Raw genomic sequence first — 11,387 nt, forward strand, 5'->3', positions numbered from 1 at the left:
ACCCCGCATGATCAGGCATGGACAGCACGGTCGAGACATGGCTGCACGATCTGGGCCTGGACCAGTATGCCGATGCGTTTGCACAGAACGACGTCGATGAACGGGTGCTGCCCTTGCTGTCCGACGCTGACCTGCGCGAACTGGGTGTCAGCCTTGGGCACCGGAAGCTCATACTGGCGGCGGCGCGGGATTTGGGCGGCACGCCGGACGGGTCGCCGCACCCTGCCATCCCTTTGCCCGAGGCGGCGGGGGCCGTATCCGACCAAGCTGACCTTGCGGCTGCCGAGCGCCGGCACCTGACCGTGTTCTTTGCCGATCTTGTCGGCTCGACCGAACTGACCAACCGGATTGACCCGGAAGACATGCGGACCCTGCTGCAGCGCTATCAGGACGCCGTGGCCGGGGCCGTCAGCCGGTATGGCGGCTATGTCGCCAAATATCTGGGTGACGGGTTGCTGGTTTTTTTCGGTTGGCCGCGCGCCTACGAGGATCACGCGATCCGGGCGGTCAAAGCAGGCCAGGAGGCGGTGGCGCGGGTCAAGGCGCTGCAAACCCCGGACGGGACCCCGCTGTCGGTTCGGATCGGCATCGCCAGCGGCGACGTGGTCGTCGGTGACGCGATCGGCAAAAACACCTATGAGGAAGGGGCGATGACCGGGCCGGTCTTGAACTTGGCCGCCCGCATCCAGGAACGAGCGCCGCCGAACGCCGTGGTCGTCCCGCAGGAGGACGCCACGACGGCGTTGCAGGGCGTATTCGAATTCGCCGAACTGGGGCAGGTTCCGCTCAAGGGGTTCGATGCACCGCGGAGTTTGATGCAAGTCGTGGCGGAACGCAGCGCCGAGAGCCGCTTTCGCGCCGTGCATGACGGTGCGGCCCAAAACAGGTTGATCGGGCGCGAGACGGAAAAGGACATCCTGCTGCAGTCGTGGCGGCAGGCGCAGGATGGCGCGGGCCAGGTGATCCTGCTGGGCGGCGAGGCCGGTATGGGCAAGTCCCGGCTGGTCGAGGCTTTTCTTGCGGACCCCAACGTGGCGGAACACGCCGACATCATCCGCCTGAACTGCTCGCCTTACCTGACCAGCAGCCCGTTTCACCCGGTCGCGGCACGGATTTCGCAGGATGCGGGCGTTGGGCACGATTTTGACGACGACAGGGTTCAGGAGCATGTGCGCGGGATGCTATCCCGGCGTCAGGGTCTGAAACTCGAGCAGGTGCTCCCGGTATTTGCGGCCCTGGTTGCGCCGCACAGCGCGCTGGCCCAAACGGTTCTGAACCTTTCGCCGCAAGAGCAGCGTGATCTGACGATTCAGACGCTGATCACCACGGTCAGGGCGCGAGCGTCAAATCGTCCCGTCATCATTTTCGTCGAGGACGCCCACTGGATCGATGCCTCGACGTTAGCCCTTCTCGAGCGGTTCAAATCGATCTGTGTCGACCTGCCGTTGCTGATGGTCATCACTCATCGCCCTGAATGGGAAATGCGGACCGGCGCCGGCGATACCCATGTCCAGACATTGCAGTTGCGTCGCTTCGGGCCTGCCCAGGTCGGCGACCTGATCGAATCCTTGACCGGCCGCCCGACCGACCCCGAAATGGTGGCCAGCATCATCGAGAAAACCGACGGAATCCCGCTGTTCGTCGAGGAATTGACCCGAACGATCACCCAGACGGGCGATCTGCGCAATGTGCCCTCGTCGCTCAAGGGCACGTTGATGGCTCGGCTCGATGCGGTGTCGCCCGGCGCCAAACAGGTCGCCTTGGCCGCCTCGGTGATCGGGCGCGAGTTCGAGCCTGACCTGCTGCTGGAAATCATGTCCCTGGGCCCGGAGGACCTGCACACGCATCTCGATGAGTTGAGCCACGCCGGTCTGATTTTTGAAAGTGGCCACCGCAAGGGGCATTTCGTATTTCGCCACGCGCTGATCCGCGACACGGCCTATCAATCCATGCTCAGCACCACACGCAAGGTCCAGCATGCCCAGGTGGCCCGGGCACTGACCCTGCACCGCGCTGCGGACATCGAACGCCGCCCGGAACTGGTCGCCCGGCACCTGACCGAGGCCGAGGATTGGGCCGCCGCCTTTGAGCGGTGGCGCGCGGCCACCGAAATGGCCTTGGGCAGATCGGCCAGCCAGGAGGCCCTGGCCAACGCGGCCGAGGCGCTGAAGGCCGCGGGCCAGTTGGGCTCTGACGACAGCCGCGAAGTGATCGTTGCCACTTCGCTGCTGGGGCGTGCCCATGATAGCGCCGGTCAATTGCCCGAGGGGATTGAATTGCTGCAACAAGCCATGGATGCAGCGCGGCGCACCGGCCGGGATGCGCTGGCCGCGGATATCACGACCCGGTTTGCGGACTGTTGCATGATGGCTGGCCAGCATCATGAAAAGGCGATTTCGCTTTGCCTCGAGGCGCTGGGAAAACTGCCCGAGCAAGACGAGGCGCGCCGCTGCAGACTCTTGGGGCAGATCGCCCGGGCCTGCATGTTCATCGGCCGTTTTGGCGACGGCGCGGAATATGGCCAGCGGTGCATGGACCTTGCGGCACGTTTGGGCGACCACAAATCGCAGTTTCACGTCATGATGACCCGCTATGGCGCGCCTTTCATCGCCCGGCAGGGCGACGATCGCTGGAACTGGCGTGAAAATCTGGAGGCGATGCATGCGACGGCGGAAAAACTGGGCAGCATCGACCAGGGGCGCGACCGCACGCTCAGCCTGTTCGTCGGCGCCGAGATGGCCGACCGTGCGCTGGTCGACAATTCGCTGGACCTGCTGACCGAGATTTCGCGCAAGGACATGCATCTGCAACTTTATTGGGTGCAGGTTCATGCCCGGGCCATGGTGGACATCCTGGACGGTCGGTTCGACCGGGCCGAAGCCTATGCGACCGAGGCGTTGAAGATCGGCCGTCAGACTCACGGTGCCCATGTCGAGGGCGTGTATGGCGTTCAGATGTTCACGATCCGTCGGGAACAGAACCGCCTTCACGAAGTGGCGCCCGCCGTCAAACGCCTGATGTCCGACAACCCGGAAGATGTCGCTTGGAAGCCCGGCTTTGGCCTGATCGCCGCCGAGCTTGGCTATTCCGAGGCAGCTGAACGAATCCTCGATGAGTTGTCCGAAACCGGCTTCGAGCTGCCGGAGGATGCGATGTATTCGACCACTCTGGGCTATCTCGCCGATATCTGCGTAGCGGTCGAACGGCGCGACCTCGCCGAGATCATCTATCAGAAACTGTTGCCCTTTCGCGATCTGACCATCACCGCCGGGGCAACTACCGTCTGCACCGGCGCCGCTGCGCGACGGCTGGGCGCGCTGGCGGCGCTTTTGGGCGAATGGGACACTGCCGAGAGTCTGTTCGACACCGCGATGGCCGTCGATACAGCGATGGCCGCTCCACCCTGGATCGCCCATAGCCAAGCCGCCCGAGCCCGAGCATTGCGCCGCCGAGGTCGCCCTCAGGACCTTAGCATCGCCTTGGAGCTCGAGGTGGCAGCGTTGGCAACCGCGCGAGAATTGGCTATGGTTTCCCTAGCGTCAAGACTTGAGGGAGCAGCGTCCTAGTTTTCAGAAAGTGTGTACCGGGGGGGTGCCATGCCAAGATATATCATTGAACGAAATTTTGCCGAACAGCTTGATCTGGGAGACGACGACAAGATCAAGATCAAGGAAATCAACGATGAAGAGGGGATCGAGTGGATATTCTCGTTCCTCAGTGCCGACAAGCGCAAGACCTATTGCCTGTACGAAGCCCCGGACGAGGAAAGTCTGCGCAAGGCGGCGAAGCGCCTGAACATTCCTGCTGACGTCATCACGCCGGTTGACCGTGTCGACCCAGGCCTTTTCGCCTGACGTAGCATCCGATCTCAGTTGCGCCCGACGCCGGCAACAGGCGAAAGGGCACCCGCCGAGGCAGACAAGCAAGGATCCTGTCCACCTGATCTGGAGGACCGATCATGTTTGACCTGATAACGCTGAACGGCAGCACCAAATCCGTGGACCAAGACGCGCTTGACGCTTTGGACGCGGCGCTACGCGGCTCCGTCTTCCTACCCGGTAGCCCGGAATACGATGACGCCCGGACCACTTGGAACAGCATTGTCGACCGCAAACCCGGCTTTGTGATCCGGGCGCTCGGCGCCAGCGATGTGCAAAAGGCCATCAATTTCGTGCGCGAGGCGGGGCTGATCATGTCCGTCCGCTCGGGCGGACATCAGATTGCCGGGCATGCGGTGGCCGATGATGCGGTGATGCTGGATTTGTCGCAGATGAAATCGGTGCATGTCGACCCGAAGGCGCGCACCGCGCGTGTGGCGCCAGGCGCGGTACTGGGTGACGTAGACCGAGAGACGCAGGCGCACGGGTTGGTGGTTCCGACCGGCATCAACTCGACCACCGGGATCGCCGGGTTGACCTTGGGCGGCGGCTTTGGCTGGACTACGCGCAAGTTCGGCATGACCATCGACAACCTGATCTCGGCCGAGGTGGTGCTGGCCGATGGCGCGATCGTGACCGCGTCGGAAAGCAGCCACCCGGACCTGTTCTGGGCCATCCGTGGGGGCGGTGGCAATTTCGGCGTGGTCACTTCGTTCGAGTTCCGCCTGCATCCGCTGGGGCCGCAAGTCCTGTCCGGCCTTGTGATCCACCCGCTTGAACAGGGTCCCTCCCTGTTGCCCGAATACGCCCGGATCGCCGACACCGCCCCTGACGAGCTGACGGTCTGGACGGTGATGCGCAAGGCCCCGCCCTTGCCCTTCCTGCCCGAAGACTGGCACGGGCGCGAGGTGCTGATCTTTGCCGCCTGTTATGCCGGGCCCATCGAAGACGGAGAAGCCGCGATGGAGCCGCTGCGCGCCCTCGGAGACCCGATCGTGGACGTGATCGCGCCGCACGCCTTCGTCGACTGGCAGGCCGCGTTCGACCCTCTGCTGACCCCCGGCGCGCGCAACTATTGGAAAAGCCACGATTTTGATGCCTTGCCCACGGATGCGGTCGCAGGGCTGCTCGACAGTATCTCGACCTTGCCGGACCCGGCTTGTGAAGTGTTCATCGCCCACGTCGGCGGCGCGATGGCACGGGTCGAGGCTGCGGCGACAGCCTATCCCCAACGCTCGGCCCATTTCATCATGAACGTGCACACCCGTTGGGAAGACCCAGCCAATGACGATGCTTGCATTGCTTGGGCGCGGGCGCTGTATGACCGCATGGTGCCGTATGCAACCGGCAGTGCCTATGTCAATTTCATGCCCGCGGATGAGGCCGCCGCCCTGTCATCGGCCTATGGTGCGAACGCGGCCCAATTGTCCCGGATCAAAGGCAGGTACGACCCCGGCAACCTGTTCCGGGTGAACCACAACATTCCACCCGCGTGACTGCTTGAACTTCTTGCGGTGTTTGGCATAGACCGCGACCAACTGGACAGGGTCGGCGGGCAACACTACCGTGGGCCCGACATTCCCAACAGGAGACCCAGATCCATGTCCAAGATGCTTTCGATCGCGGCCGCAACCCTTGCGTTCACCGCAACTTCGGCCCTTGCGGATGGGCATTGCGCCGCGGGCAAGACCCTGACCGAGGGCAAGTTCACCGTGGCCACCGGAAACCCGGCCTATTACCCTTGGGTGATGGATGACGCGCCCGAGTCCGGCCAAGGCTTTGAAGCCGCCGTCGCCTATGCCGTGGCCGAGGAGATGGGCTTTGCCGCTGATGACGTGGTTTGGGTCCGGTCGTCCTTTGACGAGGCGATCCAACCCGGCGCCAAGAACTTCGACGTGAACATCCAGCAATACTCGATCACGCCCGAGCGCGATCAGGTCGTCGATTTCTCGGCCCCTTACTACACCGCGCCGATGGCGGTTCTGGTCAGCGCAAACGCCGTTGACACCCCGCCCACGCTCGAGGCGCTGAAGGGCCTGCAATGGGGCGCGGTCGGCTCGACCACCGCGGTGCCGAAACTGGCCAACGTAATCCAGCCAAATGCCGATCCGCTGCTCTATGGCGACAATGCCGATGTGAACGCGGCCATGACCGCGAACCAGATCGACGCCGCGCTGTTCGACCTGCCCACTGCCCTGTTCCTGAGCGCGGTGATGATCGAAGGGTCCAAGGTGATCGGCCAGTTCCCTGCCGATCAAGGCGACAACCCCGACCAGTTCGGCATGTTGATGGAGGAAGGCAACCCGCTGAAATCCTGCGTGGATGCGGCCATCGCTGCGCTGACTGAAAGCGGCAAACTTGCCGAGATCGAAGCCAAATGGCTGCAGGACACGACGGGCGTTCCGCTGATCAAGTGACATGACACAGAACAGAACGGCGGGTCCGACCCGCCGCGAACTTTTTGAGGCGAAGCAGCGGCGGCGATCGATCCGGATCGCCGCGACCAGCACCGTTCTGGTCGTGTTGGCGCTGATCGTGCTGGTGCCGCTGGCACCGGGCTGGGCCAAGGTCCAGCAGAGCTTTTTCAACGGCGAGGTTCTGGTCAAGACCTTCCCGAAGCTGCTCGAGGCCTTTAAGATCAACGTGATGATCTTTGCTTGGTCGGCGCCCGCGATCGCGGTGCTGGGGCTACTGATCGCGCTGGCCCGCGACACCAAATCGCCCGCTCTGTTCCCGTTGCGTATCTTCGGCGCGGCCTTCACCGACATATTCCGCGGCGTGCCTGTGATCCTGACCGTCTATCTGATCGGCTTCGGCATTCCCGGGCTGGGTCTGGCCCGGCCGTGGAACTCGCCCTATATCTGGGGATCGCTGGCGCTGATCCTGACCTATTCGGCTTATGTGGCCGAGATTTTCCGCTCGGGCATCGACAGCGTACACCACAGCCAGCGCGCCGCCGCCCTGTCGCTGGGCCTGACCGAAGGCCAGGTGATGCGCGACGTGGTGCTGCCACAAGCCGTCCGCAACGTCGTGCCCTCGCAGATGAACATGTTGATCGCGCTGCAAAAGGACGTGTCGCTTCTCAGTTTCATCGGCCCGGTCGAGATCTTCCGCCAGGCCGGCGTGTTCAAATCGCTGCTGGCCAATTTCACGCCTTATGTGGGCGCGGCGATCATTTTTCTGATCGTGACCATCCCGGCGACGCGCTATGCCGACCACCTGATGGCCCGGCAGATGCGGGAGCGGCGCTGATGGCGAAACTGAACTTGCGCAACGTCGTCAAACGCTTTGGCGACCGCACCGTCTGCGACGGTATCGACCTGACCGTGGACGAGGGGCAGATGGTCTGCCTGATCGGCGCTTCGGGGGCGGGCAAATCCACCGTTCTGCGCTGTATCAACCTGCTCGAGCCGATCGAGGATGGTGAGATCCTGCTGGACGGGGTCGACATCTCGGTGCCCGGGCTGGATCCGCAATCGGTGCGCGCCCGCATCGGCATCGTGTTCCAGAGCTTCAACCTGTTCCCGCACATGACGGCGCTGGACAACGTGATGCTGGCGCCGCGCCGCGTGCGCGGCCGCACGCGCGCCGAACTGCTGCCCCAGATCGAAGAGATGTTCGAACGCTTCGGGCTGGCCGACCGGATGCACAACTATCCCGACCAACTCTCTGGCGGGCAGCAGCAGCGGGTCGCCATCGTGCGCGCCCTGGCAATGCAGCCCGAGGTGATGCTGTTCGACGAGATCACCTCGGCCCTGGATCCGCAATTGGTGGGCGAGGTTCTGGACGTGCTGCTGATGCTCAAACAGCAGGGCATGACGATGGTGATGGCCACGCACGAGATGGGCTTTGCCCGGCAGGCCGCCGACAAGGTGTGTTTCCTTCAGAACGGCCGCATCGTCGAGGAAGGCCCGCCCGAGCAGCTGTTCGACCACCCGCAGCAAGACGCCACACGGCAATTTCTGGCGCGCGCGCTCAAGTAAACGCCGGCGCCGGTTCAAAAATTGAACATTGCACGGACCGGACGCCAACTTCGTGCTAGAGTCCACCGAACTGCCATATGCTGCTGGAGGTTCGGAATGCGTCTTTCAACCCTGTCTGCCGTGTGCGTTGCTGCCGGTCTTACCCTCAGCAACATGGCTTTGGCCCAACAGGTCGCTGACACGATCTATACCGGTGGTCCGATTCTGACAATCGATGACGCCCGGCCCACGGTACAGGCGGTCGCGGTCAAGGATGGGCGGATCATCGCAGCAGGTGAACTGGCCGAGATGCGCAGCCATCAGGGCGACGACACGACGATCTTTGATCTGGACGGGCGCGCAATGTTGCCCGGCTTTGTCGACAGCCACGGTCACGTGGTCATGGGCGGTTTGCAAGCCTTGTCGGCGAACCTGCTGGCACCACCGGATGGCACGGTCACCGACATTGACAGCCTGCAGGCGGCGTTGTCCGCGTGGGCCGAGGCCAATAGCGACACGGTCGAAGCGATGGGGATGATCATCGGCTTCGGCTATGACAACGCGCAACTGGCCGAGCTGCGCCACCCCACCCGTTCCGAACTGGACGCGGTATCGCGCGACGTTCCGATCATGATCATCCACCAATCCGGCCATCTAGGGGTCGGCAATTCCAAAGCGCTCGAATTGGCCGGGATCACCGCAGAAACCGAGAACCCGCCCGGAGGCGTGATACGAAAGGACGATGCCGGCCAGCCGAATGGCGTGCTGGAGGAATACGCATTCTTCGGCGCCTTGGTGCCCCTGCTTGGCAGTGTCGGCGAAGACGGACTGCAGACTTTTGCGCGCGCCGGCAGCCGGATGTGGGCGCGCTTTGGCTACACCACCGCGCAAGAGGGGCGCTCCTCGGGCGCGGCAGTTCAGGCCCTGCGCCGGGTGGCCGCGGACGGCGACCTTCCGATCGACGTGGTGGCCTTTCCCGACGTTCTGGAATCGCGTGACTTCATCGCATCGGACGCGTCGCGCACCTATGCCGACCGGGTGCGAGTCGGCGGGTGCAAGCTGACAATCGACGGCTCGCCGCAAGGATTTACCGCGCTGCGGGATCGGCCCTACTACGATCCGGTCGGGGATTACCCGCCCGGCTATGCCGGCTACGCCGCCATCACGCGCGAGCAGTTGCAGGATTCGGTGAACTGGTGTTTTGAGAACGGTCTCCAGATCCTGACCCACTCCAATGGCGAGGGGGCCACGGACATGCTGATCGCCGCCATTGACGAGGCGCGGTTGACCTATGGCGATCCGGGCAATCGGCCTGTTCTGGTGCATGGTCAGTTCCTGCGCGAGGATCAGGTGGCCAGCCTCAAACGATTGGGCGTGTTCCCATCGCTGTTTCCGATGCACACCTTCTATTGGGGCGACTGGCACCGCGACCACACGGTCGGGCCGGTCAATGCCGACAACATCTCGCCCACCGGCTGGGTGACCGAGCGCGGCATGATGTTCGGTACGCATCACGACGCGCCTGTGGCATTTCCAGACAGCATGCGGGTCTTGGCAGCGACGGTTACCCGGCGCACCCGGTCGGGCGACATCCTGGGCCCGCATCAACGGGTCGATGTGATGACGGCGCTCAAGGCGATGACGATCTGGCCGGCATGGCAGCATTTCGAGGAAGATCAGAAGGGCTCGATCGAAGTGGGAAAACTGGCTGATTTCGTGATCCTTTCGGATGACCCGACCGCGGTCGACCCTGAAACGCTGGCCCAGCTTCGCGTGCGGACCACCATCAAAGAGGATGCGGTGATCTTCGACGCCGATACTGCGGTCAAAGAGGGGCGACTGGACCGTCGCCCCCTTGCCCCCGACCCGGTGACGGCACATCTGCTGCTGCATGCGCTGTATCAGGGCATGGATGTCGAACGGCCTTGGCTGGCGGACTTCACGCAGCCCTCGACCGAATGAATCGGCTTTCCGAGGTGGGGCAATAGAGATACCGTCGCCACATGGTGCTTTTTCTGAGCCTTGTTGCGGCAATCGCCGGTCTGGTGGCCTGGTATTTCTGGTCGAAGTCCAGGGCCAGGGCCGCGCTGCTGCAAACACCGCTGAGCGATGAAGAGCGGCGGACCATCCACGCGACGGTGCCGATCCTTGAGCGGCTGCCTGCCAAGCTGCGCGCCTCTTTGGAAGGCAAGATCAATCTGTTCCTGAATCAGGTCGATTTCATCGGCTGCGACGGGCTGGAGGTCACGGACGAGATGCGTCTGTCGATTGCCGCACAAGCCTGCCTTCTGGTCGTCAACTCGGACCAATGGTACGACAATCTGACGACGGTCCTGATCTATCCCAATGCGTTCAAGTCCCGCCAACAGCGGCACAGTGGCTATGTCGTGACCGAACAAGAGATCATCCGTACCGGCGAAAGCTGGGATCGGGGGCCGGTGATCCTGTCCTGGGCGCACAGCCGGCAGGGCGCAGCAAACGATCATGACGGGCACAACGTCGTGTTCCACGAATTTGCGCATCAGCTGGATGATCTGTCCGGCGGCACCAACGGTGTGCCAGTTCTGGCCAGAGATCAAAGCTATGCCGAATGGGAACGTGTTTTTCTGGCGGCATATGACGCGCATCTGCACGCGGTCGAGACAGGCCGGCGCACTGTAATCGACCCCTATGGCGCCACGGGACACGAAGAGTTCTTTGCCGTCACGGTCGAGCTGTTCTTTGAGCGGCCCAAGGCCTTGAAGCAGGTCGAACCGGCATTTTATTCGGAATTGTGCAAGTTCTTTCGCCTTGATCCGGCAGTTTGGTCGTAGGATCGCAGGCTAAGACGACTTAGAATGCGGCGATCAGCCGGAAAAGGCGCGGCGTTCATCCGATTGCGTGGTCTTCAGCGAACGGGTCAGGCAAACTGCGCCCAGACCAACAAGGACAAAGAAAATTCCGGCCAGCATGTAAACCAACAATGCGGTCAGAAGCGAATACCCGGACAACAGGGCGGCCACGGCCAGACCAAGGCTGAATATGATTGCCAATCCGACGATCCCCAACACTGTCCCAGTCCCTCCGGTCATGAACCGCGACCCGGTTGTGAGAGGACCAAGATGTCCACCACTCAAGCCGCAATTCGATTACGGTTTCAAATCATGGCAAAAGTTTGAACTGCCAAGGGTTAAAATTTGGTTAGCGGTTGCCTGTCTGCACCGAACCCATGACGCGAATCCATGAACTGTTGCGACATGGCACGGTTCGCACTGCATGGCGGAACACGTGTTGCAAGGGCAAGGCGTGAGGTGCAAATCGGTTCATTTGTGCAAGGTTTTGCCGATGGTCAACGGGCCGGGTGTCAGGCTTGGTCGACCTGCGACAGCAGCAGAACCCCTGCCATGACCAACCCGATGCCGGCGATTTTCTGAAGGCTCAGCGTTTCCGAAAACAGGACGTAGCCGACGACAAGAATACCAACCATCGCCAGCCCCGTGACGGCCGGATAGGCGATGCTCAACTCGATCCCGCGGATGGCGACGATGAAACTGCCCAGCAGAAGCAG

At 62.7% G+C, this 11,387-nt stretch carries 10 protein-coding genes; 8 read left to right on the top strand and 2 right to left on the bottom strand.

Translation table 11 applies throughout. From position 1 onward, the window contains the following. The first annotated feature begins 17 nt into the window (after positions 1–17). The 8 genes from AC2FM3_RS14540 (at position 18) to AC2FM3_RS14575 (ending at position 10,653) form a co-directional block, all read left to right on the top strand. Complete coding sequence (locus tag AC2FM3_RS14540; protein ID WP_496683115.1) at positions 18–3,566, top strand: AAA family ATPase; 3,549 nt, start codon at positions 18–20, stop codon at positions 3,564–3,566. A 30-nt stretch (positions 3,567–3,596) separates the two neighbouring features. Then, complete coding sequence (locus tag AC2FM3_RS14545) at positions 3,597–3,854, top strand: DUF4242 domain-containing protein (protein WP_496683117.1); 258 nt, start codon at positions 3,597–3,599, stop codon at positions 3,852–3,854. Between the two features lie 104 nt (positions 3,855–3,958). Beyond that, entirely contained in the window at positions 3,959–5,374 is a 1,416-nt protein-coding gene (locus AC2FM3_RS14550) for an FAD-binding oxidoreductase (protein WP_496683119.1), read from the top strand. Positions 5,375–5,479: 105 nt separating this feature from the next. Beyond that, positions 5,480–6,295, top strand: a complete 816-nt coding sequence (locus AC2FM3_RS14555; RefSeq protein ID WP_496683121.1) for an ABC transporter substrate-binding protein — start codon at positions 5,480–5,482, stop codon at positions 6,293–6,295. Position 6,296: 1 nt separating this feature from the next. Next, the gene (locus AC2FM3_RS14560; RefSeq protein WP_496683124.1) at positions 6,297–7,130 is read left to right on the top strand and encodes an amino acid ABC transporter permease; all 834 of its coding nucleotides are present in this window, start codon (positions 6,297–6,299) and stop codon (positions 7,128–7,130) included. After that, positions 7,130–7,861, top strand: a complete 732-nt coding sequence (locus tag AC2FM3_RS14565; protein WP_496683126.1) for an amino acid ABC transporter ATP-binding protein — start codon at positions 7,130–7,132, stop codon at positions 7,859–7,861. The genes AC2FM3_RS14560 and AC2FM3_RS14565 overlap by 1 nt, the downstream gene beginning before the upstream one ends. 96 nt (positions 7,862–7,957) lie before the next feature. Then, positions 7,958–9,802, top strand: coding sequence for an amidohydrolase (locus AC2FM3_RS14570; protein WP_496683127.1), 1,845 nt, complete (start codon positions 7,958–7,960; stop codon positions 9,800–9,802). Positions 9,803–9,843: 41 nt separating this feature from the next. Further along, positions 9,844–10,653 carry a M90 family metallopeptidase gene (locus tag AC2FM3_RS14575; RefSeq protein ID WP_496683129.1) on the top strand — a complete coding sequence of 270 codons (810 nt, stop codon included), beginning with the start codon at positions 9,844–9,846 and terminating at the stop codon, positions 10,651–10,653. A 33-nt stretch (positions 10,654–10,686) separates the two neighbouring features. Here AC2FM3_RS14575 and AC2FM3_RS14580 read toward each other — a convergent pair whose 3' ends face one another. Continuing rightward, positions 10,687–10,872, bottom strand: a complete 186-nt coding sequence (locus AC2FM3_RS14580) for a hypothetical protein (RefSeq protein WP_490362638.1) — start codon at positions 10,870–10,872, stop codon at positions 10,687–10,689. Between the two features lie 311 nt (positions 10,873–11,183). Next, on the bottom strand, positions 11,184–11,387 hold a 204-nt coding region (locus AC2FM3_RS14585), incomplete at its 5' end, for an SMR family transporter (protein ID WP_496683131.1).

The sequence above is a fragment of the Ruegeria sp. BHSB172 genome (assembly GCF_059613165.1).

Coding starts and splice junctions, on each gene's coding strand:
- AC2FM3_RS14540 (WP_496683115.1), top strand. CDS start 18: ATGGACAGCACGGTCGAGACATGGCTGCACGATCTGGGCCTGGACCAG.
- AC2FM3_RS14545 (WP_496683117.1), top strand. CDS start 3,597: ATGCCAAGATATATCATTGAACGAAATTTTGCCGAACAGCTTGATCTG.
- AC2FM3_RS14550 (WP_496683119.1), top strand. CDS start 3,959: ATGTTTGACCTGATAACGCTGAACGGCAGCACCAAATCCGTGGACCAA.
- AC2FM3_RS14555 (WP_496683121.1), top strand. CDS start 5,480: ATGTCCAAGATGCTTTCGATCGCGGCCGCAACCCTTGCGTTCACCGCA.
- AC2FM3_RS14560 (WP_496683124.1), top strand. CDS start 6,297: ATGACACAGAACAGAACGGCGGGTCCGACCCGCCGCGAACTTTTTGAG.
- AC2FM3_RS14565 (WP_496683126.1), top strand. CDS start 7,130: ATGGCGAAACTGAACTTGCGCAACGTCGTCAAACGCTTTGGCGACCGC.
- AC2FM3_RS14570 (WP_496683127.1), top strand. CDS start 7,958: ATGCGTCTTTCAACCCTGTCTGCCGTGTGCGTTGCTGCCGGTCTTACC.
- AC2FM3_RS14575 (WP_496683129.1), top strand. CDS start 9,844: ATGGTGCTTTTTCTGAGCCTTGTTGCGGCAATCGCCGGTCTGGTGGCC.